Origin of the sequence: Shewanella sp. 10N.286.51.B2 (assembly GCF_041469265.1) — a bacterium.
Taxonomy (GTDB): domain Bacteria; phylum Pseudomonadota; class Gammaproteobacteria; order Enterobacterales; family Shewanellaceae; genus Shewanella.
Genome location: NZ_JBFRKH010000019.1, coordinates 7837 through 33324, shown reverse-complemented (window position 1 = coordinate 33324; position 25488 = coordinate 7837). Strand labels below are relative to the sequence as shown.

The window sequence follows — 25488 nt, the reverse complement described above, 5'->3', positions numbered from 1 at the left end:
ACATGGTTAGCTCGGGCTTTTTTGATTGGTAATAAATAAGACTGCTTATTAGGCAGCCTTATTGGCCATTAACCAATATGCACTTCACCTTTCCAGCTTACTGTTTTACCAGCAATTTCAAGGCTTGTGTGGCTGTCTGCATTGACATCAGCTTTGTTTGATACAAACACATTAACCTCTTGGCCTGACACCAGCGTCAGTTTCACAGCTGATGCATCAGCTGTGTGAGTGAGTACTTCAACCTTGCTCACTTGACCGCGAGCATCAGTGCTCGCTTCAATCGCTTCATTGAAATAGCCATGGGTTTCATAGACGTTAGCAAATAAATGCGTCTTGCCTTGCTGACGTAACAGCATTACCGGCTCGCTGCGTAAGTTAAAATCAGGATCATTGGCGCCAGTACGGGCAAAAATGACTTCACTGTCTTGGGTTGCGCTGCTCACCATTGAATAGTAGCTGCTGCCCATTAACCAGCTTACCAAGCTGCCTTGCTGATCAACCTTGCCTGAAGCAATGTTCCACAAGTGCTGATAACCTGATTTTTCACCGACAGGCTTAAGCTTAGACGCCGTTTGGTACTCAAAATCAGTACGGATAATTTGACCGCTGTGATGCATTACATAATCATAGGTATGCTGCTCGTCACTGGTTAAGCGGAATAAATCCAATACGATTGGCTTAGCAATGCCGGCAACTTCGAACATCACTACTGTGCGTTGTTGATCAACCCCTGGGTAGTAGCCACGTACAAATGCACTCATGGCTTGCATGTTGTTATCACCTGCCACAAAGAAGTGCGGTTCACCCCAACGTGCTTCAGCAGTGGCGGTGTCACCTTGGTTTTGACTGGTTTCATCAACCACAACTGTATTGTGAGCAACAGTTTGCTTACAGTAGCTTTTGTTTTCAGGAATATAACGACCGCCAAATTTTGGCTCAACGTTAACCCAACGGCCAAAGCCATAATCGTGAGTCACTTCTTGACCGTGATTAAACAGGCTGAGGTGTAAACCATCAAAATGACCGTGATCTAATGCTGAATGCAATTTATGGTCACTGCCGTGTTGGCCGTACCATAGTAGCGCCATGCTATCGTCAGCTTTAACATCACGATGACGTAAAATTGAAATACCGCCGCGCTCGCCTTGTGGGCCGTCAGTGAGTTGTAAACTACCCCAGTTAAAACCGGCGAGTTTTTCAGAGTTTGCTACACCGTCAGATAATGCGGCACCTGAACCATGTACCCAAACCTTATCTTGATGCACAGCCATTGATTTAAGGTTGTCATCTTGGGAGTAACGCTTAAAGCACACGCTAGTGGCAATCAGTACCCCTTCGTCTTTAATGTCCATGGTTTTAGATGAATCATTAAGCGCTGGCAACACACCATTAGGGAACGCGGTAGACATCACGGCGTAAGTGGTGGTTTTAATCACTTGATCTTTTAAGTTATAGATATCGATTTCAGGCTGACGACGTTGAATAGTCTCAGCAAATAAGTAAATCGGTCTAAGCGAGAAACGGTGATAATACGGACCTTCCATATAGTAACCATCTGGCGAGAACAGTTGCGTAAGCTGAGCAATAAAGCCACCTGATACGCTGTCACCCGCTAAGCCATAAAGTGCTTTATCAACACTGGCTTGGTCGTTAATGGCGTAACCACAAATACCCACACCCGCCACAGCCCAAAGGCCATGGTTATGGACGATGTCAAAATCGTGGGCATAAGTATCAACAAACAAGTCAATCATAGGACGGAATAAGTCGTTTTCGATTAACTGTTGTTCGTCAGTGGTTAACTCATGACGAATACACGAATAAGCACAAGATGCATACAGCATCCACATGTTTTCATTCAGTGTCTGATGGAAAATACGCCCTGGTGGGTTTGAGTCACGGCTAGTGTTCAGCTCAAAGCTGGTATACACCTTAGCGTACTCAACCAACATGGTTTTAGCGTAATCAAGGTAGCGCTTATCTTGAGTGATCAAGAATAAACGCCCTGCTAAATCCAGGTGAATATAGTTTTGCTTGTGGCGGTTATGCTCATAACCGCCCGCTTCACCGTGGCCAGGAATTTCAATGCCGACAGGTAGATAAGCTTCTAGAGCTGCCACTTCAGTAGCAATAGAGCGGCCCATTAAGCTGTCTGTATTTAGATGAGTACGTAACTCAGCAGCTTCTTCAAAGCTCATTAATAATGGTTGGTAACTCATGGTATTAACCTCTTACTTCAACAGCAAAGTAACCCTGCCATTGGAAATCTTGATTGTTAAATGTCACGCTAGTTTTGCTCTCGTCAGTCACGCCAACTTGGTTACTGACCATCACAATGATTGAGTAATCTTTAGCGATAATTTCGATGACCGATCCCTGCTCATTGGTGCCAATAACCTTAACCTCGGTAATTTGGCCGCGGGCTTCAGTACTGGCTTCAATGGCTTCATTAAAGTAACCATGAGTCTCAAGTACGTTGGCAAATAGCGTGTCTTTTGCATTGCGACGTAATACTAAGCCTGGCTCGCTGCGTAAGTTAAATGATGGGTCATTGGCGCCGCTGCGAGTAAAGATAACTTCGTCTTCTTCGCTTGATGCCGTAAGCCAAGTGTAATAGCTGCTACCTTGTAACCAGCTCACTAAAGTGGTGTCTTTTGCTTTACCTTGACCAACATTCCAAAGATGTTGATAACCAAAATCATCACCTAGCGTCGATAACTCGGCGTGAGTTTGATAATCAAAGTTTGTCCGCACGATTTGACCATCGTAATGCAGTGCGTAGTCATATTGATGCGCCACCTCACTGGTTAAACGGTATAAATCAACCAAGATGGGTTGTGCTAAACGCTCGTCGTTTATCATGAGCAAGCTACGTTGCTGATCAACCCCTTCATAGAAGTCACGACAAAATGCACTCACACCTTGAATTTCTTTATCATCACCGCTAAAGAAGTGTGGTTCACCGTGGCGGCTATCAGCTAATTTAACGTCAAAGTTGTTTTGACACTTTTGATCTACCGCTACCGCATTATGGGCAATAGTTTGGCGAGCATAAGATTTGTTTTCATCTAAGTAACGACCACCAAATTTTGGCTCCACGTTAACCCAGCGACCAAAGCCGTATTCACGTAATACTTCTTGGCCATTGTTAAAGAAGCTCACTCCTAAGGTATCAAAGTGACCATGGCCCATGCCGTGTTGACCGTAGTTCATCACTAACTGGCTCACATCGCCTTTATTACTTTGCATACGTAAAAATGCCTGCGCGCCACGATCACCATTTGGGCCTTCGTTTAGCTCAACACTGGCCCAGCAAGGGTTTAAAGCAGCATCATTGTTATCAAAAGCGCTTGAAAGTGCTTGGCCACAAGCATTAACCCACACTGTATCTTGAATCTGCGCCATGCCTAAGATGTCATCATCAATACCATAGTGTTTCGCGTATAAGCTCAGCGCCACAATCACACCCGCATCGCAAATATCCATGGTCAGTGAAGCATCATTTAATGCAGGGAATACCCCATTTGGATAAGCTGTTGCCAGCATTGCTTTAACGGTTTTACCAATGACTTGACCGTTAAAGTTAAAGATATCTAGCTCAGGACGGTGACGGTGAATCGCCTCAGCAAACAAACATAGTGGACGAATGGCATAACGATGATAGTAAGGACCTTCCATGTAGTAACCAGAAGGAGCAAACAACTTACTGATTTGCGCTAAATAACCGCCTTCAATGTCATCACCTTTAAGACCGTGAATAGACATTTCAACATATTCAGGCTTATCGATGGCTAAACCACACATGGCAACAGCTGCTACAGCCCAGATGCCGTGGTTATGGATGCGGTCAAAATCGAATGCATACTTATCAGTAAACATATCTAACATTGGCTGGAATAAACCATCGATAATGGTTTGCTGCTGCTCAGCAGATAACCAATGGCGAATACAGCTATAACCTAAGCTAGAATAAAGCAGGAAGACATGTTCATTGAGGATTTGATGAAACAAACGACCCGGTGGGTTAGTGTTCAATTGCTCATGGTAATCAAGCTTCAAATACTTATCTGCATAAGCAAGTAACAGGTCAGCTGTATACTGAGCGTACTTGTCTTCACCTGTTACCAGAAACAAACGTCCTGCTTGGTTAATATATTGATAGTTTTGTTTGTGACGATTATGTGCATAACCACCCGCTTCACTATGGCCAGGGACTTCAACCCCTAACGCCATAAACGCGTCAGTATCTTCAATTAACTTGGTTAAGCTTTTACCCATTAGGCTATCTTTACCTAATTCATTGGCGATTGATGTGATTTCCGACTGTTCAAAAAGTACCGCTTTAATGGCTTGCGACATATTAACCTCAAACTAAAAGTGCTCATCTGAATCTAAAATAATACAAATAAACAAAAATTTCAGCATATATAAACTAATAATAGACTTGGATCACTGACTATTAGTTTTAGTTTTCACTATCAACTGTGCTTATTAAAATAATGAATAAATCACATAATTTATTTTTAACCCGATAAATCAATCAGATAGATGTATGACCTGTAAAATAATATAAAACAAATACGAAGCCGATCACAGTTACGGTAGATTTGTATTACAAATAAAAGTATTTTACTAGTACACTTAGATCATACTAAACAAGGTGGCGTTCGATTAACGTACAAATTGAGCGGCAACTTTAGCCAAGATAAATAGTCGATACCACAAAGTTCAATCAAGCACTAAGGCCTGATGAATATAGCTTACTTGCTGCTATCGACAATAAAAGGAGATTGTAATGAACGCATTTTATGAAGACGACAAAACCGCTTGGGAAGACCTAGGTGATGGTTTGAGCCGCAAAATAATTGGTTATACTCCTGATTTAATGGCTGTATTTGTAAAATTTGATAAAGGTGCCATCGGCCACCCGCATACTCACGACATTCACGATCAAATTGGTTATGTGGCTGCAGGCAGCTTTGAAGCTGAAATCGATGGTGTTAAAAAAGTGCTTAAAGCTGGCGATGCTTATATTGCGCCTAAAATGGTGATGCATGGTGCCGTCGCGTTAGAGCAAGACAGCATTTTAATTGATATGTTCAATCCTGCTCGTCAAGATTTTCTATAAAACCAAATAGGAGCTGATATGTCTATGTTAAAGGTCGGTATCATTGGCGAATGCATGATTGAACTGCAACAACGTGATGGCGAACTTGTCCAAAGCTTCGGTGGTGACACCCTGAATACTGCGGTGTATTTATCTCGATTAACTCAAGATAAAAATATGACCATCAGCTACTTCAGTGCCTTAGGTCAAGACCCCTTCAGCCAAAACATGCTTAAAAGCTGGCAACAAGAAGGCATAGATACCCAGCACGTTCAAATTATGTCTGAAAAGCTGCCCGGTTTATACGCTATCGAAGTCGATGACGAAGGTGAGCGAAGCTTCCATTACTGGCGTAATGATGCCGCGGCAAAATTCTGGTTAGAACACGCTTCAGCAACACTGCTAACAACGATCAGTCAATACGATGTGTTGTACTTATCAGGTATTAGCTTGGCGATTTTAACCCCTAAAAGCCGAGCAATACTGTTCGACGTCCTGCAAAAGTGTAAAGACAATGGCGGCAAGATTATTTTTGATAATAACTTCCGTCCCAGATTGTGGCAGTCACATCAACAGGCCCAAGAAAGCTATCTTAAAATGTTGGCCCTAACCGATATTGGCTTACTCACGTTTGAAGACGAACAAGCCTTGTTTGGTGACACGCAACTGGCAACCTGTATCGATCGCAGCCTCAGTGCAGGCATGAGCGAAGTAGTCATTAAGCGCGGTGCAGAAGAGTGCCTCATCGTCACCAAAGACGGCCAAGTTAGTGTGCCAGCCACCTTAGTAGAAACTGTGGTTGATACCACCTCAGCGGGCGATTCATTTGCTGCTGGGTATTTGTCACAACGTTTACTGGGCGCAAGCCAACAACAGTCAGCGCTTACCGGTCATGCATTAGCAAGTGAAGTGATCCAGCACAAAGGTGCCATCATTGATATCAGCGTAATGCCAGCAATACCAATGGCCTTTGATTCATAGCGCTAAGTATTTTCTGCAACAGTTTTAGGTAATCCATTTGGGCGAATTACCGCTAGTTATTATTCAAAAGGAAACAATATGAGCACGCTAAACGAAAGACTAAAACAGCTAAAAGTTATCCCGGTCATTGCCATAAAAAATGCCGATGATGCGGTGAAACTCAGCCAAGTTTTAGTTGAAAATGGTATGCCTTGTGCGGAAATTACCTTCCGTACTCCAGCAGCGGCTCAAGCCATTAAGAATATGCGCGCAGCTTACCCTGATATGTTAATTGGTGCGGGCACGGTATTAAATTCAGCAACGGTAGATGCGGCTATTGATGCAGGCGTGGATTTTATTGTTAGCCCAGGTTTTAACCCAAGCACGGTTAAATACTGTCAGCAACGCGGTATGCCGATTATCCCTGGTGTAAACAACCCATCATTAGTTGAGCAAGCAATGGAAATGGGTTTAGACACAGTTAAGTTTTTCCCAGCAGAGCCTTCTGGCGGCATATCAATGCTAAAAGCATTAACCGCTGTTTACCCAGTAACAATCATGCCTACTGGTGGCGTTTCACCAAAAAACATCAATGACTACTTAGCTGTTGATGCTGTGGTTGCCTGTGGTGGAACTTGGATGGTGCCAGCGAATTTAGTTGATAATCAGCAATGGGATGAAATTGGCCGTTTAGTTCGTGAAGCGGTAGCTGCACTAAACTAATACCTGTGGTGAATATAATGAGTTGCTGCAAATGAGCAAGTTGCAGCGCTTATTAAAAGATTAACAGAAAGACCAAATCATCATTTTAAATCCGATATAAAAGCTAGTGCAGAAACTAGCGAAAACCTAATCCCCATGCTCAAATAATAATAAAAAAATCATACTCCCACTCCGGTGGTATTCTTTCCCCAATATGGATATTGGGGATTTTTCGCTTTATGCCTGCAGCTAACTAAACCACGATTAAACCACAACGTTAAGGGCGATAGACCTGCTTAATCTCTCCTGTTTGATTGCCAAATAATTTCGTGCATAAGGCCAAATAAAGCTCTGCGGTAGCCACTGCATCAACCGAGGCACTATGACCATGGTATTCAGGTAAACCGTAACGCTGTCGTATCGATATCAGTCGATAATCACCATCTTGTTGACTAGCTTTGTTCAAGGTCATCGACTTTTCAATCGCTAAGGTATCAAGCCACAACAGTGGCATGGGTGGTAGCTGATATTTTTTCATCAAATAATGATCAATAAACTGCTGCTCAACTTGCTTACCATGCACTAACAGTAACTTACCCTGCATCTGCCGAAACAGATGCTCCATCACAATATCCAACTTCTGCGCCCGATTAACCATCTGCGGCATAATGTGGTTTATCACCGCGGTTTCTGGCCTCACCACACCTTTAATATAGGTATGGCCGACACTGGCTAAGTCAATTCGCTTGCCACGCATAGTAACGTAACCAACACTCAAAATATGATCTTGCTTAGCATCCAAACCACTGGTTTCAATGTCTAGCGATAAATAGGTGAGTTCAGTGACCTTAGCTCCAAGCTCTGGCAACGGCTGGGTTAATAACGCCAATAAAAAATCCGGTAATTGCGGATGCGCAGCAATATAATCCTGCCTGGCTTTATTGAGTCGCGTTAGTGGGTGAAAGTGGTTTAGCCATTTTTTTATCATTTAATTACCACTAAAGCGAAGCTTGGCCGCATCCTGAAGGTTACTGATAATTCTAAAAGCATCTTTTAAATGTTTACGCTCAAATGAGCTGATCGAGCTCGGCTCCATGTGATTATTGGGTTTTTGCCCCTGACGCAATGCCGATAGTTGATGGTTATAACGCACTTGAGTCACAAAATAGAAGGCCTCAATAATATCTTTAAAGTCATCTTCATGGAGTAGCTTTTGATTCACGGCATACTCAAAACGATGTCGAGTCCCTGACTCTGAACACCCCACAGCTAACCCATAAATACGTGCTAAATCGACAATTAAATTCAAGGCATACTTTTTAATATTAAGCACCTTAGTGTTATTACCGCTTTTTTCTACCACCAATTTATTAAAAATCCCTAAAGGTGGCTGCACTCGAACGGCATCAGTAACCAGCGAATGCAAAAACTGATGATCTTGGGCAATTAATTGATGTAAGTGCTGCTGCAGTTCAGCGGAAAAATTAGCATTGCCATGTAAGCTTCGCACCTCTAAAAATACGCTGACATTCATCAGCATGCCATATTGGGGATTGCTGACCCACTTGCGGTAAAACTGTTTCCATACAGATAAGGTCTGACACCATTTAGGGTTCGATGCCATGTAATGACCGGTACAGGTGGGATAGCCGCAACCATCCAAGCCTTGATTAACGAATTCACTAAGCTTAATAAAGTAAACTTTATCTTCTTCTGTCGCACTGTCATCCATAATAATGGCGCTATCTTGATCTGACAGCATATGAATTTCATTGCGGGCGTGGGAGCCTGCAACCACCCAATTGTAATCACAAGGTGGTGCGCCAAATTGCTCTTCGGCCATTTGAATTAAGCGGCGATTATAGGCATCCATGATCATCGACATCACTTGGCCGATAATTTCGGCGCTTACCTTGCCATCAACTAGGGCCTCAAAAATCGCTTGCCGCTCTGAAGTTAACTCTGCCAACCCTGCTGTAGTCTCGGTGTATTTGATTTTCTCAATTAAGAAAATCGCCTGCATCCGATGTTTTTGCACCAAGTGCGACGAGGTTAGTAACCCCAAAACTTCATTGCCACGTACCACAGGTAAGCTGCGAATACCCGACTGCATCATTAAAGATGCCGCTTTTAAAATTAAATCATCAGGGCCAATGGTAATAGCAGGCGTAGTCATTACCGTATGAATAGGCAAACTAATATCAAGGCCATCTGCAATGACTCGCTTGGTCATATCTCGGTCGGTAATAAGGCCAACAATGTTAGCGTCTTTTTTGATAACTGCGGTTGAGGTGCGGCAGGTATCACGCATTTCTTTGGCGACATCTTGAATGCTCATATCAATATCAACCACTGCAGCATGACCACTGGCCACTTCAGAAACTTTCTTTAAAAATAGGCCTTTCTCTTTATTGGACCACACCACATTTAAGGCCGAACGTAAGCGCAGTTGCGCCGCTGAGGAGATACTTTCACTAAACTGTTGATGTTGGGCGGTCAGTTTAAGCAGTTTTGAATGAGGAATTAAATACAGCAAGGTGTTTTCGATGGCGGTCGCGGTATAACCATCGAGGATATTCTTTAGGGGCTCTAAAAAGGTAAACCCGAATAAGTCTTCAGGGCCCATTTTTGAACGCAACACCCCGTCAGGCTTACGCTGCTCCATGGAGCCGGTACGAATAATATATAAATATTTTTCATTCGAACCGTCGCTGAATTGGATCTGCTCACCACGGCCAAGGTAGGTAATACTAATGCAGCTGGCAACATCTTTTAAAACGTCCCCTGACAGTTGATCAAACGGGTCAATTTGCCCAATAAAATCAACAATATTAGGAATTAGCGATTCATCCATTATCTTCTCTCAATCAGCGACGGGTAGATATCAAGGTCAAAAACCTTGGCATTTGTATGATTTAATATTAACGCATTTTGAGGAATAAAACGTTAACCAGACAGCAATCTTCTGCGAAAAACTGCTACTTTTTAACTTATAGAACAGCTCACAAAAAAAGGCCAACCTGTCAGTAACAAGTTGGCCTTTTTTAGCGATTAAAGCTTACTGCTGAATCGCTTCTAATTCTTGGTCACTTTGATTTAGCAACTCTTCACTGGCTTGACGAGCCTTTTCTGCATTACCCGCCATAATCGCTTCGTAAATTAAACGATGCTCTTCAATACAGGTAGTGCCACGCTTTGAGGCATGGTGGAAGAAACTCTTAAACATGGTGGTCAACACATTGGCAAACGGTAAAAAGAAGCTGTTACCAGTCGAAATAAAGATTAACCGATGAAACTCTAAATCGGCATCGACCCAACCTTCATGGTCAAACCCTTTAGAAATTCGATCCATTTCTTGAAATAGTGCGGATAACTGCATCCGCTGCTCAACCGTGGCATTGCGGGCGGCGCAAGCACAGGCTTCAGGCTCTATCGCTTTACGCAGCGATAAAAACTCTTGATAGAGATGCTCGGTTTTTTCCATGTCAATGAGCCAGTCAAGTAATTGAGAATCAAGATAATTCCAATACTCTTGCATTCGCACTCGGGTACCGACTTTGGGCTTAGACTCCAACAAACCTTTAGAGGTCAATAGCTTAATCGCTTCTCGCAATGCGGTACGGCTGACACCAAACTGAGTACAAAGGTCCATTTCCCCAGGGATAATCTCACCCTGTGGCAAATCACCAGAAATAATACTACGAGCCATTTCACATGCCACTTGCACATGTAAGCTGCGTTTTTCGCCACCAATTGGTGTAAATTTTGTGCTCATGTAGTAATACCCACCTATGATTTACACATTAATTAATACAAAAGACATAATAACTTGTATCACAAAGATACAAAGCAAAGGAGCCTTGCTGATAAGCAGAGGTTTAACAATGGCAATTGATAACCACAACATTTTAGCTAAGTTAGGCCTTGACGCAAATATTAAAGTCAGCAGTATAAAATATTTTTACTCTATATATTAGATGATTAGCAAGTAATAACAGTGAAATCTATTACACTTGTCAGCCAATAAAGTTTGTTAAACTATGTCTTTTACAATGAACTATAACGCCGACTGATACTCTTTTAACTAGTATTTGGCATCGTTTAACATTCACCAGTTTTAGACCAGTAATAATATTAATGTAATTATAATAACCTTAATTGAAGATTAATACTTAATCCTTGTTCATAGTTAATACTGACAAGCTCACAAAAATCAAAAATAATCTTTATTTCAGTGTTAAGGGTAAAAAAAATGCTGCCTGTCACCAAGGACAAAGCAGCATTTCAAGTCAGACTTCTTGTTAATTAATCACTAAAAACCAAGGAATTAGATAAAATCCCAATAGTTATTTATTCATTAAATTAACAGCTAAACATTAGAAGCTGTATTTATAACCAAGCTCGATAGCGTTATCACGCTTACCGTACCAATCGTAACCACTGTTTTCTACCATATGGCTGTCTTTAAGCATCTCAGTTTTCAGCTTAAATTTACCGTATACTGTGTGCTTTTTCGCATGTGGGAAACGGTAGTTCGCGGTAAACTCGTGCTCAAATAAACTGCGATCACCATTACTGTATACATGCTGCTCTACACCACTGTCGTTCTTGTATGATGAGATTTTGCTATAGTGGATCAAGTTATAAACAAAGCGGAAGTTATCCCAACGGTACGTCAGCCACATGTCGTAACGCATTTCTTTGTTTTTGTCATCGCGGTAGTAGCTATCGGCCGGATCATCTTTTAGTGAGATACGGTCAAGGTGCTGACTATAACGTGCACGCACTTTTACCTGCCAATCGCTATTAATTTTATAACCATAGTAACCACCAAATCGGATACTGTTGGCAGTTTCTTTGGTTTGATAATCTAATACTGGGCCCGCCTGGTGCTCGTTATTATCGCCCCAACGCGTTTGATAATCTGTTTTGAATGTCAACTCGTACTGCTCAGGGGCAAAACCCACTTCTTTTTCAGACTTGCTGCGATCATATTGCCACGCTTGTTCAACACCAAACTTAAAGCCGTTGCGCATACGATGGCCAAACTCGACTTTAGGGCGGTCGGTACGACCATCAAGCAGTTTATGTTCCCATTTAATGGCAATGGTACTTTTACCAGGGCGTAGATCATCATCATCTTCTGCTGCAGCGTTAAAGCTTAAGGCACCTAAAACAGCAATTGCTAAATACTTTTTCATTCTGATATTCCTAATTATTTTTTTAATCAAATCCAGTTAATAACGCGAGCTTATTCAGCTGACTCTGGGCCAACCTCTGCTTCAGTAAGGATCACTAAGCCTGTTGCGCCTTTACCAGCAACATTACCTTCTGGAGTTGCAAGGAATAATTTTGAATCTTCAGCAGATTCTGTTAATTCAGCAGTGCCATTACCTAAGTTTTCACGCTCTCCTGTCACTTCTTCGTAGTTACCATTGCTTGATAACGTGGTTACCGCAAACATGTTGCCAGACCAAGTAGAACCTTCACCAAGTAAGCAGTCATCACGTACACCCTTGTCACTAGAATCAACACCGTCAACACCGTTTGCCACTAGGTTGTCGGTAAGATTAACCACTGAGTCATCGGTACATGCACCAGATTTACCAAAGATGAAACCTTGTTTGGCACTCACAATCGTGTTGTTAGCAACTGTTGATGGGGCTTTGAGCGTTACGCCAGCATCGATTTCTTCATCTAGTACTGAAATAGCGCCCACTTCATTACCGGTTTTAGAACGGCTATTGTTGTAGACATAGTTATTAGTCACTGTGTGGCCTTTAGAGATAATACGAATACCCGCTTCGTACTTACCATCATCTTCACCTGAGCCATCGTTGATCATAATATTGCTAGCTACAGTGTTGTTTTCACCACCTTCTAATGACACAAAGCCATTGCTGCTAATAAAAGTGTTATTTTCAATAGTGTTACTACTTAAACGCACATAGATCATCCGGCGTGATGCATTTACGTCAGTAAATAGATTGTCGCTGATGAGTGTATTGGTCACATAGTCTGTTTTAGATGAGCTTGAAGTGCCTAAACGAATCGCAAACACGTCATTGGTGCCGCTAAAAGGGTTATCAAGGGCTAAGTTGCTGAAATGGTTGTGACTAATAACCACATCTTTATGTGATGAACTCGTACCTTGAACAGTAATGAAAGAGCCTTCTTCTGTCGGTTTGTTAGTGAAGGCGTTATAGATGATTTGAGTGCCTTCACCGCGCACCATAATCCAATCTAATGGATCATCCTGGCCATTTGATGCAAGGTTTTCACCATCAATGGTCAGTTGTGATAACACCACGCCAGCAGGCTTACTCTCAACGGTTTCATAAGCCTCACCCATTGATGATGAAGTACCTACGTTGATTAGGGTGGTGGTTGAACTGTCTTTACAGATTGGAGTAACGTCTTTAAAAGTAATGTTACGTAACTGAATGTTATCAGCAGAGATAACCACACAACCTTCGCCACCTGTAATTTGTGCCGCCGCGCCATATTCAGAGCCTTCTAGGCCATCATAAGTCGGTTCACCACCTAATAATACTAATGGGGTTTCACTGTCTAAGACTAAATTGCTTAAACCGCTAAAGCTGGCAGTATTATCTAATAAGATAACGATTTGACCATCTTCATTAACGTCAGTCGCGCCGTCAATAGCCGCTTTAAGAGTGCTCAAATCAGCATCACTAAATACCAAATCAGGGACTAAATCGCCTACCGGTTCAATTGGGTCGGTTGGATCTGTTGGATCAGTAGGGTCTGTTGGATCTTCAGTTATCGGCTTATCATAAAAATCACAGGCAGATAGCGTTGTTACAGCGAAAACAGCACTAATAAATAACGATAATTTATTAAGTTTCATACAACTTCCTTTTTTCTAAGTTTATTATTTTAATCGAATTCTTTTTTGCATTACTTTTGGATTGTGTAACTGGCACCAACATCTGCCATGGTCAGTACTTTTAAGCCCTTCGCGCCCACATCTAAATCTGCCGCTTCAAGCAAACCATTCGGTGCAACAATAAGCTTTGGCTCAGCAGTGCTAATACCTTCTGCTGGTAGATTCACGGCTTGAATAGGACCAAAATAGACTTCGTTGTTATAGGTAGGGTTAACCAGCTTAGCTACTTCATCATTACCTTTTAGGGCTAAAGACTTTTTCACTGCTGCGTAAGATAAGTTGTTATTAAAGGTCATATCGACACCAGCAAATACCGTCGATACTTTTTGATTGTCATAGAGGCTTACGCGGTGTTTTTTGTCTGAATATAAGACGTTTTGACGCGAGTTAATAACAGTGTTGTTTTCGATTAACACCTTGTTTGGCGTCGCTTGTTTGTTTAAGCCTTTACCTTTGACGTCTTGGCTTAATCGCTCACCTTGTTGCACATCGGTAATGCCGGTATTAATGGCGATGCCACCACGGACATTGCCGGTACCCATGACTCGCTCAATGTAGTTGTTACGAATAATATGGCCTTCGTCATATAAGCGAATACCACCTGAGTAACGTTTGCCATTACCAAGGATGACATTGTCTTCAACCACATTGTTGATACCGTGACGCAATGACACCATTGAAGCGCTGTTAATAATGGTGTTACCACGTAGCACGTTGCCAGCTGACTTAAATGACACTAACTCTGTTTCACCATCACACTCGTAAAATAGGTTACCTTCAATGGTAGTTTTTGATGGATAGATTGAGCTTTTTGAATCGCCGACACGAATGGCTTCCCAGCTATTTGAGTTGTAACGGATCGCATCGCTAATATCGAACTCTTCATACTGGTTATGCTTTTGGTCATAAAACAAATTACCTTTAATTACATGGTTATCTGCAGTTTCGTCACCTTTAGCTTTCTGAATACCTATCAAGGTGCCGCGTTTATGCTTACCTTCGAAGGTGTTGTTCAATAATTGATTGTTTTTGCCGTAAAGCGATAACCATAAATACTTTGGATATTCATCACGCTTAGAATCTGGCTGATAAGCGTATTTATCATTGAAGAAGTAAAACATCGAGTTTTGTAGAGTGTTGTTATTACCGCGGAAAGTGATGCCGCCCATACGCTCAGCAGGGCCACCTTCGGTAAAGACCACACCATCGAGGGTAATATTGTTACCCACAAGGTTTAGCTGCACTAAGCCGGTAAACCAAGTTTGCCCTGGTACTTTTGCTTTAATAACAACGTTACTCGCGGTGATATCGAGACGACCTAAATCAGCATATTTGCCCGGTTCAAGAATTAACTCTTCCCCATCAGCAAGTGAAGCCAGCTTGCTTTTTAACGCTGCGCTATCAATGGCCTTGATTGAGCCTGAAGTAATCACTGCTTTTTCGTGAGCAACAATATTGTCTATTGCGACCTTATTAGTCTGTGTACCCTCATCAACTTTTGAATAGTTTTCGGTGGCACATCCGCCCAGTAAACTTAACGTAACTAAACCTGCAATTAAGCTAATCTTCATTAAACCGTCCCCTTATTTGTATTATGTTATTGTTTTATTTTTGTCGCATCATATCTGTGATATTGCGCAAACTTTTTTAAACTTTTTTATCATCAAAAGTGCAACAATCAAAATTAAACAATATAAACCATAAAAAACAGCAACTTAAAAAACTTGACCATTTAAGTCAAAAAACGTTAATCTTGTTTTTTGACGCGGGTCACATTTATGGTTCGGATAATAGCAATCAAAAAGCACTGGATCTATTGTATTATTTATTAATTAGAGGGGATTTGGATAAAAAATGACTAAAAAGACATCAGTGCCGCTTTTAACCAGTGTTATTTTTATGCTAATTGCTTGCGGAGGTGGCAGTTCAGAAACGGTTCCACCTGAAGAAACGGTTCCACCTGAAGAAACGGTTCCGCCCGAAGAATGTGAAAGTTGCAGCTGGAACATAGATCAATGGAAACTCACCCTACCTGTGAGTAAAGATGATTACTACGGCACGGGTGGCGACTCTGCCGCAGAGCTAATTCCAGCTGATTGTAGCGGTAAAACTCGACTATCAAACGACACCAACGAACCCTACTTCTGGGTTGATGACAGTGATGAGCGCATGTATTTTCAGGTCAACTTAGGTGATAGTGGCGCGACTACCATCAATTCATCTTATGTACGTTCAGAATTAAGAGAGCTATATCACTATCAAACCCAAGACCCTTGCAGTAGCAGCAATCAAAACTGGGCTATAAATCAACAACATCAACTATCAAGCAGCCTGCGCATAGAGCAATACCCACAGATAAATGGCCAAGATCCTAAAGTGATTGTCGGCCAAATCCACGCTTATCAAATAAAACAAGCACTGGTTAAACTGCAATGGGATGGACCAAACAAACCAATCCGCGCCATTTTGAACGATAGCTTTGCCCCTAATAACGACAGCTGTGATAGCTGCCAGTCGTTCAGTGTTGAACTAGGCACAGTGGATGCCGGTACTCAGTGGCACTATGACATTGTGGCCAACCAGCAAGGATTAACAATCACCACTGAGATCAATAATACCACCACAGCAAGAACCCTAGCTTGGGGCGAGCCTGTACTGGCAAAAGACGGTAAGTATTACAGCTTAACAGAAGCTTGGTTAGAGGAGACTTACTACTTCAAAGCTGGAATTTATCCGCAAATCCAACCTGACGAAGACTACCAAAATCAGATTTTTGAAGTGTCATTTGACAAGATCACAATCCAGCACCAGTAGCGTTAAACGTAAATGGCAGCCGTAATATAAGGCTGCCATTAACTTATAAGCGTTAATTCCATTCAGCCCAAACGCCGCATTAATGTATGACAAATTTACAATAAGGGTTAGCAGCACTATTTACTATAAACCTTATATAAGCAGTGGCTGACGCCATATAAGATTACACTCAAACCATTAATTAAAAACCAAATAAACCTAAGTTAGTAGCAAATGGCGCAATAGTTTGCCATTAACACAATACAATAAGATCTGGATCACAGCATCGAAACCGCTAGACAACTACCCTATTTGTATTATTTAATCTTTATAACAAATTCTATGAAGGATGATATTGTGACCCAAATGACCCTACGCCCAATTGCACTACTTATAAGTGCATTAGCACTCAGTCACCAAGTACAAGCCGCCGATTTTGTGTTCTTAAATGAAGATGTTTTGCAGCAAAATCGCACCATCCTTCAAAGCAAAGATGCTAGCGCCTCAATGAAGCAAGCTTATGAACGCTTGCTTGAAGAAGCCGACATCGCCATGAAACAAGCGCCTTTTAGTGTGGCTGAAAAAGGCATGACTCCACCAAGTGGCGACAAACATGATTACATGAGTATCAGCCCTTATTGGTGGCCAGATGAAACCAAAGCTGATGGTTTGCCGTGGATCCGCCACGATGGCAAAACCAACCCAGCCTCAAAAACCACAGAAACTGACTCTAGACGCATTGGTAACTTTACCCGCTCAACCCGAGCGGTCGCCTTAGCGTATTACTTTAGCCAAGATGAAGCCTATGCCAAAAAAGGCATCGAATTTGTGCGTACATGGTTCTTGAATGAAGCCACTAAAATGAACCCTAACGTCAACTACGGTCAAGGGGTTCCCGGCAGAGCAGAAGGACGTCGAGGCGGTATTATTGATACCCGCACCCTTGCCGACAGAATGCTAGATGCCATTGCTATTTTGTCGCAATCAAAGCATTGGACTGAACAAGATGAGCAGCAAATTAAGCAGTGGTACAGCGAGTACTTAGATTGGCTAATTGTTGATGATCTGTCTGGCGGCCCTAAAGGTGAGGCGGCAGCGGCTAATAACCATGGCACTTGGTATGACTTCCAAGTGGCCAGCATCGCTTACTTTATTGGTAATGATCACCTGACTAAACAGATGGTGCAAAAAGGAAAAATGCGGGTTGATACCCAGTTTGAAGCTGACGGCTCACAACCCCATGAGATTGAGCGTACTCGTGCCTACCATTATCACTATTTCAGTATTGTGCCATTAGTGGGCATTGCTGAACTCGGTGAAAAAGTCGGGGTTGATTTGTGGAACTATGAAAACGACAAAGGCGGCTCGATGGCTCAAGGTATCCAGTTAATGGCCAACTACCATGATCCCGCAGTGAAATGGCCTTACTCACAAAAAGATGACCGTCGCCGCGTTGAGCGCATGACTAGCATCTACTTAAAAGCCGGTGAGTCACTGAATAAACCTGAGTGGATAAAGCTTGCCAAAGACACCGACTTTAGCCAGTTCAGCGTTAAAAAGAACTTAGCCGAAGTGTGGGAGCAGCGTGACATTGAGCTGCTTTATCACAAGCAATAATCATTAATAAAATCCTAACACCCAGTCGCAAACGCTACTGGGTGTGTTATTTATAGTGTCAAACAGGAGGCAAGATGCCACACCGTTTAATAAAAACTACCATTGCTACAGCGATGACAATAGGGCTTTGTTCAAGCGCCTATGCCGCCACAGACTTAGCCACTCAGCAGCAAGCCTACAAAGCCAAACTCAGCCAAGCATTAAGCCCGACGCTGGCACCTGCGCAAAATTTTGATTTATCGCAAATGAAAATCAATCTGCCTATTCCTGATCATCGCCCTGCGCGCCAAGGTCAAGTAATGGAAATTGAAGTGGATGAACTTAACGATAGCGTGCGCCCGTACACTAACCACTTTTGGTTTTACAGCCACCCTGAAACTGGCGCCATGGTAATGGCATCACCTAACACAGCACCCACTACTAAAAACAGCGCCAATGCCCGCTCTGAACTGCGGATCATGCTCAATGGTGAAGGGACCAAGGTCAACCCCAAGCACCCAAGCAATAACTTTGTCATTGATACTCACCCTAACAAGCAAGCTTATGGCGCTATCGGCGGCCAGTTAAGTGCCACCGTTGCGGTTGATTGGGTTAGTGTTAGTGGCGATGACAGTAAATTCCCATCCCACTCGGTGGTGGTTGGCCAAATTCATGGATCAAGTAAAGTTGAACCACTTAAAATTTACTACCGCAAAATGCCAAACCATGAATATGGTTCACTGTTTTGGAACTATGAAGTTTACCCAGCAGATATAGACCAACGCTACGATATCCCTATTCCAATTTGGGGCAGCGATACGTTAACCAAGCAAAGTGACGATCCTGTTGATGGCATCAAGCTAGGGGAGCTATTTAGCTATGACGTCAATGTTGTCGGCAGCTTGATGACGCTAACCTTTGTCAAAAATCCTGGTACCGATGCCGCCCAAACCAAGGTATTTAAAACCGATTTAAGTCAGCCTTACCCAGGTCACCCCATTGACCAAGGTTATGGCAGCGACAACATGTACTTTAAAGCCGGTGCTTATAACCAATGTAATCAAGGTACTGCGCACCCAGTTTGGGGCACGGGATGCACTAACAACGGCGTCGCCGCAGGAGATTACACCCAAGTGAGTTTTTATAAGCTGAACTTGAAACAGTAGTGTTGTGGGTCATTTAAGTCAGTAACTAAGCCAGCTACAAGCCAAAAAAAGCCAGCGACAAGCTGGCTTTTTTTGGCTAAAAATAACACTCATTAGCTAGCATTTATCGTTAATTTCGAGCTTGAGATCTTGATTTTTTAAACTGCAAACGAAGTTTGATAACTAAAAACCTATCGCCATAACCTTATTGTGCCCAGCAGGTAATAAGCACCGAAAATACAACAAATGACAGAACTGACAACCCAAAATGTTAGCGAGTTTTGGTGCACCAGGGGATCGGATGTGAAAAACGGTACAATTAACCCTGCAATACCGCGCACTAAATACACTGCGGAGATTAAGACTAAGCAGGTTTTTAATAGAGGAAGCTTGAAGATAACCCCTGCGCCAGATAGGGCGTAAAAGCCCCAGCCCGCTAGAATAGCAGCGATGATAAGCGTGACTATCGTTGGGTATGAGTCACCAGCTGCAGCCATCTGCGCCATCCCCTCTCCAGCACCGAAAAAACGGTACCAATCCGGCCCGCCGAAAATACAGCCGATGTGTAATAACGCAGCGAAAAAGCTTAAGTACGCAGCAACAATAAGTAAATTATTTCTTTGCATCTAAATCCCTTTAGAACATAACGTTTATAGCCAGCCAATGACTGTACATTCAGCAAAGCTATTGATTAATAAGTACTCTAGCAAATCAAAATCGAAATCGAAATAACGAGTAGGCTTAATGGCCAACACTCACTTCTAATTACAACGTTAATCTTTTTAAATCAGCAAACCAAGTTTGAAATACTCAATTTCCCATTGGCAAATAGCCAAAAAAAAACCACCTAGATAACTAGGTGGTTTTCATGGTCAACATTTTGTAGGGAACTGAGTTAACGGTTCAATCTAACCATATTTAAAGCTTAGCTATTGCTTGCTTCTGCCTCAAGGGCTGCATCTTCAATCTTGTCGTCTACCGCTTTAATCAACACTAGACCCACGGTAAGTACAATGCCGCCACACAAGATAAAGATAAAGCGTCCGGTCATTTCGTTAGGAATGAAGAACATCGACATGATCCCAATACCTGCCACCGAAATCAGTGAACCGAGCATTTTACGTTGCTTGTTATCTAATTTCTGCTGCTCTTCACCTTCTGAAATCAACGGTGTATCAAGGTTCTCGAAGAATTTATCTACATCTTTTTGACGCTCTGCAGTTAATGGCTTGTAGAACAATGTTGATGCCACGAAGAAGCCAGCAGTAAACACTAAGTGACCCACTAAACCAATGGCAACCACAAGCTCTGACCACTCACGAGAGGTTAACTGATTGTCTAAGTTAAACGCAGTTTCTATCATTTCTGGGGTAATAATAAAGCCCACAAAGAATGAAACAAAACCACCGACAACTAAGGTACCCCAACCAGCCCAGTCCGGCGTTTTCTTAATAAAGAAGCCACAGAAAGCAGGGATAGTCATCGGGAAACCAATCAAGGCGCCCACGTACATCATGGTATCGAATAAGCTTAACCCTTTGAGCGAGTTGATAAACAATGCCACCAAGATAATCGCAACACCAAAGAAAGTAGAGGTTAGCTTAGAAACCACCACTAGCTCTTTCTCGTTCGCTGTTGGGCGAACAATCGGCTCATAGAAGTTTTTAACAAAAATACCTGAGTTCTTATTCAGACCAGAATCCATAGAAGACATGGTTGCTGCAAACATGGCCGCAATCAATAACCCAACCATACCTGCAGGCATGTAAGTTTCTACAAAGTAAAGGTAAGCAAAATCAGAGGCTTTGCCAGCTGCATCTGGGTAAGCCAGTGCCAAGTTAACCCCTTCACCAGCTATAAACCAGCTTGGCATGAACCAAATTAATGGGCCCATGGTCATTAAAATACACGCTAACAATGCTGCTTTACGGGCATTTTTAGAGTCTTTTGCAGCAAGGTAACGGTATGAGTTCAGCATGTTATTGGTAATACTGAACTGCTTTAAGAAGATAAACACACCCCACATAGCAAAGATGCTCAAGTAGTTCATGTCGTTACCAACAATGAATGACTCAGTTGGGAAGTTTTCAATGATGTTATTTACGCCACCACCTTGAATAATTGCCACTACCGCACAAGTAACGGTTACGGCCATAATCACCAGCATTTGCAAGAAGTCTGAGGCGATAACCGCCCAAGAACCACCAGTCACTGACATCACTAATACCACAAGACCCGTTAGGATAATGGTGGTGGTCATGTCAAAGCCAAAGATGCCAGAGGCAATAATAGCCAAACCATTTAACCAAATACCCGCGGTAATAACGCTGTTTGGCATGCCAGTCCAAGTAAACACTTGCTCGTTAACTTTACCGAAGCGCATTCTAATGGCTTCAATTACGGTAACAACGCGAAGTTGGCGGAATTTAGGAGCGAAGTAGAGGTAGTTCATCAGGTAGCCAAAGGCATTGGCTAAGAACAATATTGCGACGGCAAAACCGTCGGTGTACGCTTTACCTGCAGCACCGGTAAAGGTCCAAGCACTAAACTGCGTCATAAACGCCGATGCACCAACCATCCACCACAGCATGTTTCCGCCGCCACGGAAGTAATCACTTGTATTGTTAGTGAACGTTCTAAACATCCAACCAATACCAATCAGGAATAAGAAATATATTCCGACAACAATCGTGTTAAGTTCCATTGTTCAACCTTAATCTAATACGCTTGAGTTGACTATAATCTAAAAGCCCCATTTAATTGTACTACAATATAGCAAATGTGTGATCAAACACATAATAGTTATTCGGCTATTTTATTTGCAGTCGCATTTTATGATTTAGATTCATTTTCAACAAAAACCAAAAATAAAATAAAACGATAAAAAACAGGAGTATATCAAGTTTAAGTGAGTGAGTTCACACATTTTATCTTAAAGAAAAAACACAAATAATTATTACATTATGACAGTTAAGAGTAGTTACTCTTTCACCACAACCACCCAATTGTAGTATTTATTAACTATTTAGAGAGAGATTTCACTCACGAAGATTAAACAAAGTCACTTTCAAACCACCTCAAAAAGCTGTTATGTGTGTAAAATACACTTAATTAATATTCAAAAAGTTTGACAGCACTGCACTCATAGTAAGTGACAGCAACAAGCATTAAAATAGCACCTAAGTGCGTTGCCCACTTTCTCAATTAGCAGCTTAAAAGATGTCGCTAACCTTACTGAATGAGACTTTAATGGCAAAACCCAACCCTAAAGGCCCTAGTCGCACTGTCGATATCTTCTGTGGCAAATGTAAAACCCAACTTTTTAAGTACCGCAAAGGGGGCAAAGGCGCATTAGTAAAATGCTTTAAAGAGCGCATTGTAAATGATTACACCACCAGCCCATGTATATGTCCGCAATGTGAAAGCACTTTTGCTAGAGACACCTTGGTTCGTGGTACCCCTGCCTTTAAGATGATTGGCGGCAAGGTAACCATGAAATAAAGTCTATTAAGTCGCTGCGTTATTCAAGTCATCGCTTAACAAGCTAATCGACCCGCTGCTGATAAAGCCCATAAAAAATGCCGCCCATTACCATAAGGTATTGGGTGGCATAACGGTTTCATACTAACAAGCAGTCTCACCTAGCGTTTACATCCAGGTAAGCACTTATCATCATTAGTCTAAATGGCTTACCGCTTCTAATGTCAGCTTGATCATGTCATTCAAGGTCTGTTGACGCTCTTCAGCGCTCAAGTGTAAACCTTGTCTTAAATGATCGGTCACTGTCATCATTGCTAATGCATTAGCGCCGTATTCCGCAGCGACGCCGTAAAGCCCAGCGGCTTCCATTTCAACGCCTAAGATGCCGTACTTTTCCATTAGGTCGTAACGTTCTTCATCTGCACTATAAAATAAGTCAGAAGAATATAGGTTACCGACATGGTAACTTGCACCTTGTTTTTCAGCTGCATCAGCCGCTAAACGCAACATGTTAAAGTCAGCAATCATAGCAAAATCGGTATTAGCAAAGCGCGAACGGTTAACCGCTGAGTCTGTGCTTGCACCCATTGCCATAACCACATCCATCAATTTAATTTTATCGCTCACAGCGCCACAAGAACCGATACGGATAATGTTCTCAACGCCGTATTCGGTGATCAACTCTTTAGCATAGATAGAGATTGACGGAATGCCCATACCAGAACCCATCACTGAAATCGGCTTACCTTGAAACTCACCGGTATAACCCAGCATGTTACGAACATCAGTCACTAGCTTAGGGTTATCAAGGAAGTTTTCAGCAATATATTTAGCACGTAGAGGGTCGCCAGGCATTAAAACTGTCTTAGCAAAAGCACCTTCTGGGGCATTAATATGTGGGGTCATGTGTTACTCCAATAAAAAGCCTGCTACTGATAAGCAGGCGTAAAAAATTAAGGTTATTAGCCGGCTAAGCTAAATAATAAACCGGCAATAGTACCGCTCATTAAGTTTGCTAGTGCAGCGGCAATTAAGGCTTTCATGCCAATTTCACCTAGGTCATGACGACGCTCTGGGCACAATGCCGCTAAACCGCCAATCACCATGGCGAGTGAGCCAATGTTAGCGAAGCCACAAAGGGCAAAACTGATAATAATTTGGGTTTTTGGCGACAGCTCTGAAGCCACTTTTAAGAAGTCGAGATAGGCAACAAACTCATTAATCACCATTTTTTGGCCGATAAATGAAGCCGCTTGGGTCGCTTCAGACCAAGGCACACCCATTAACCATGCAAGTGGCGCTAATAAGTAACCTAAGATGGCTTGTAGCGTTAGATCTGCAATACCAAACCAACTACCTACGCCACCGATAAGACCGTTAACCATTGCAATCAATCCCACAAATGCAATCAGTAGCGCAGCAACCATCATCACCTGTTGCATGCCCATCGCTGCGCCATTGGCGGCAGCATCAAGTACATTGCTCGGTTTGTCTTCTTGCTCATCCATGACCTTACCAATGTCATTACGAGGCGTTTCAGTTTCTGGCCACATAATTTTGGCAAACAACAGTCCTGCTGGTGCAGTCATAAAGGCAGCGGTCAGCACGTACTTAATATCAACACCCATTTGGATATAACCAATCATGGTGCCACCAGCAACAGAGGCTAAACCGCCAGTCATCACTGCAAATAGCTCTGAGCGGGTCATGTGTTTTACAAAAGGACGCACCATTGAAGGGGCTTCAATCGGTCCCACAAAAATATTGGCGGTTGCCGATAAGGACTCAGCGCGGCTAGTGCCAAGTATTTTTGATAATGCGCCGCCAATAATGCCAATAAACAGCTGCATGATGCCAAGGTAATACAGCACGGCGATGAGCGAGCTAATAAATACCACAATAAATAACACGTTAATTAAGAAGATGAATCCAACACTGAATTTGGCTAAGTCACCAAACACGAAGCTTAAGCCTTCATTGCCGTAGCTAATAACGTGCATCACGCCATTAGAAGCGCTATCCAATATGGTTTGACCCATTGGCACGTACATTACAAATGCACCAAAGGCGACTTGGAATGCTAACGCACCGATAACCGTTCTTAGGTTAATAGCCTTTCTTCGTTCTGACAGTAAAACAGCTAAACCAATCAAGGCACACATGCCTAGTAAACTGATGAAAACATCCATACATTTTTAACTCACTAAACTCTACGATACGAGCAGTTTAGCGAGCAATGGCACGGACTCAAGCAATAGATACCAGTCGGGATGATTATTTTTATTAGACGATTAAAAGCCTGACAACGCCTTATAAATAACAACACAAAGCCTAAATAGCGCTTTCACAAGGAGCAGACAGGCAGCAATCAAATTACAACTTAAAAACATCACCAACATCATCCTCACAAGGGTGACCAACTGAATCAATAGCGGCGTGATTTCAAACAGAATAAAATGTCACTTTATCCGATCAAATTATTACAATTAAGTAATTTTACAACACTAAAAAACGTTAAAAATTAGCCCCAAAATGCTTCACTTTCGAAGTACTCAAACAAGAACAATGATTCAAATAAGATAGATGAAGATGAAAAAGCCCGTTAAACGGGCTTTTTATTTAGAATGACCATTAAATAGCACTGCGGTAACTGTAACGATAAATCAGTTCGTATTCAGTTTGGTCACAGGTAACTTGGTCGATAGCCCTGCTGCAATAGCAACAAAGGCCGCAGAGATCCACAAGCAGGCTTCTAGACCATAAAACTGAAACATTGCCCAGATAATACCGTACCG

At 42.4% G+C, this 25488-nt stretch carries 19 protein-coding genes; 7 read left to right on the top strand and 12 right to left on the bottom strand.

Annotated elements, in window-relative coordinates; translation table 11 throughout:
* Positions 1-68: 68 nt before the first annotated feature.
* Both AB4140_RS05665 and AB4140_RS05660 read right to left on the bottom strand, forming a co-directional pair.
* On the bottom strand, positions 69-2219 hold the full coding sequence (locus AB4140_RS05665) for a heparinase II/III family protein (protein WP_102475843.1): 2151 nt from the start codon (positions 2217-2219) through the stop codon (positions 69-71).
* Between the two features lie 4 nt (positions 2220-2223).
* The gene (locus tag AB4140_RS05660; protein WP_102475844.1) at positions 2224-4359 is read right to left on the bottom strand and encodes a heparinase II/III family protein; all 2136 of its coding nucleotides are present in this window, start codon (positions 4357-4359) and stop codon (positions 2224-2226) included.
* A 436-nt stretch (positions 4360-4795) separates the two neighbouring features.
* Here AB4140_RS05660 and AB4140_RS05655 point away from each other — a divergent pair, with 436 nt between their 5' ends.
* The 3 genes from AB4140_RS05655 to AB4140_RS05645 all read left to right on the top strand — a co-directional run bounded on the left by AB4140_RS05655 (position 4796) and on the right by AB4140_RS05645 (position 6790).
* Complete coding sequence (locus AB4140_RS05655) at positions 4796-5128, top strand: cupin domain-containing protein (RefSeq protein WP_102437243.1); 333 nt, start codon at positions 4796-4798, stop codon at positions 5126-5128.
* An 18-nt stretch (positions 5129-5146) separates the two neighbouring features.
* Complete coding sequence (locus AB4140_RS05650; protein ID WP_102437245.1) at positions 5147-6088, top strand: sugar kinase; 942 nt, start codon at positions 5147-5149, stop codon at positions 6086-6088.
* Positions 6089-6166: 78 nt separating this feature from the next.
* A complete protein-coding gene (locus AB4140_RS05645; RefSeq protein ID WP_102437247.1) occupies positions 6167-6790 on the top strand; it encodes a bifunctional 4-hydroxy-2-oxoglutarate aldolase/2-dehydro-3-deoxy-phosphogluconate aldolase in 624 nt (207 codons plus the stop codon).
* A 256-nt stretch (positions 6791-7046) separates the two neighbouring features.
* Here AB4140_RS05645 and AB4140_RS05640 read toward each other — a convergent pair whose 3' ends face one another.
* The 6 genes from AB4140_RS05640 to AB4140_RS05615 all read right to left on the bottom strand — a co-directional run bounded on the left by AB4140_RS05640 (position 7047) and on the right by AB4140_RS05615 (position 15250).
* A complete protein-coding gene (locus tag AB4140_RS05640; RefSeq protein WP_102437249.1) occupies positions 7047-7757 on the bottom strand; it encodes a 3'-5' exonuclease in 711 nt (236 codons plus the stop codon).
* Positions 7758-9623 (bottom strand): DUF294 nucleotidyltransferase-like domain-containing protein, encoded by a 1866-nt coding sequence (locus tag AB4140_RS05635; RefSeq protein ID WP_102475846.1) that lies wholly within the window; start codon positions 9621-9623, stop codon positions 7758-7760.
* Positions 9624-9827: 204 nt separating this feature from the next.
* Complete coding sequence (locus AB4140_RS05630; protein WP_076541842.1) at positions 9828-10544, bottom strand: FadR/GntR family transcriptional regulator; 717 nt, start codon at positions 10542-10544, stop codon at positions 9828-9830.
* Between the two features lie 601 nt (positions 10545-11145).
* Entirely contained in the window at positions 11146-11970 is an 825-nt protein-coding gene (locus AB4140_RS05625) for a hypothetical protein (protein WP_102475847.1), read from the bottom strand.
* Positions 11971-12020: 50 nt separating this feature from the next.
* Positions 12021-13640: a chondroitinase-B domain-containing protein gene (locus AB4140_RS05620; RefSeq protein WP_102436348.1), complete on the bottom strand. Its 1620-nt coding sequence runs from the start codon at positions 13638-13640 to the stop codon at positions 12021-12023.
* A 50-nt stretch (positions 13641-13690) separates the two neighbouring features.
* Complete coding sequence (locus AB4140_RS05615; RefSeq protein WP_102436350.1) at positions 13691-15250, bottom strand: polysaccharide lyase 6 family protein; 1560 nt, start codon at positions 15248-15250, stop codon at positions 13691-13693.
* Between the two features lie 283 nt (positions 15251-15533).
* Between AB4140_RS05615 and AB4140_RS05610 the strand changes: the two genes are divergently transcribed.
* The 3 genes from AB4140_RS05610 to AB4140_RS05600 all read left to right on the top strand — a co-directional run bounded on the left by AB4140_RS05610 (position 15534) and on the right by AB4140_RS05600 (position 19234).
* Complete coding sequence (locus AB4140_RS05610) at positions 15534-16493, top strand: polysaccharide lyase family 7 protein (RefSeq protein ID WP_102436352.1); 960 nt, start codon at positions 15534-15536, stop codon at positions 16491-16493.
* Between the two features lie 345 nt (positions 16494-16838).
* Entirely contained in the window at positions 16839-18089 is a 1251-nt protein-coding gene (locus AB4140_RS05605; protein WP_102475882.1) for an alginate lyase family protein, read from the top strand.
* A 74-nt stretch (positions 18090-18163) separates the two neighbouring features.
* Entirely contained in the window at positions 18164-19234 is a 1071-nt protein-coding gene (locus tag AB4140_RS05600; protein WP_102436354.1) for a polysaccharide lyase family 7 protein, read from the top strand.
* A gap of 170 nt (positions 19235-19404) precedes the next feature.
* On the opposite strand, the gene AB4140_RS05595 is transcribed toward AB4140_RS05600, so the two are convergent.
* Together AB4140_RS05595 and AB4140_RS05590 are read right to left on the bottom strand one after the other, a co-directional pair.
* Positions 19405-19839, bottom strand: coding sequence for a hypothetical protein (locus AB4140_RS05595; protein WP_102436356.1), 435 nt, complete (start codon positions 19837-19839; stop codon positions 19405-19407).
* Between the two features lie 299 nt (positions 19840-20138).
* Complete coding sequence (locus AB4140_RS05590; RefSeq protein WP_102436358.1) at positions 20139-21917, bottom strand: sodium:solute symporter family transporter; 1779 nt, start codon at positions 21915-21917, stop codon at positions 20139-20141.
* A 545-nt stretch (positions 21918-22462) separates the two neighbouring features.
* On the opposite strand from AB4140_RS05590, the gene AB4140_RS05585 reads away from it, so the two are divergent.
* Entirely contained in the window at positions 22463-22714 is a 252-nt protein-coding gene (locus tag AB4140_RS05585) for a hypothetical protein (RefSeq protein WP_102475883.1), read from the top strand.
* Between the two features lie 174 nt (positions 22715-22888).
* Here the strand turns inward: AB4140_RS05585 and deoD are convergent, their stop codons facing one another.
* Together deoD and AB4140_RS05575 are read right to left on the bottom strand one after the other, a co-directional pair.
* Entirely contained in the window at positions 22889-23599 is a 711-nt protein-coding gene (deoD, locus tag AB4140_RS05580) for a purine-nucleoside phosphorylase (protein ID WP_102436360.1), read from the bottom strand.
* Between the two features lie 56 nt (positions 23600-23655).
* A complete protein-coding gene (locus AB4140_RS05575) occupies positions 23656-24882 on the bottom strand; it encodes a NupC/NupG family nucleoside CNT transporter (RefSeq protein ID WP_102520260.1) in 1227 nt (408 codons plus the stop codon).
* Positions 24883-25488 lie beyond the last annotated feature (606 nt).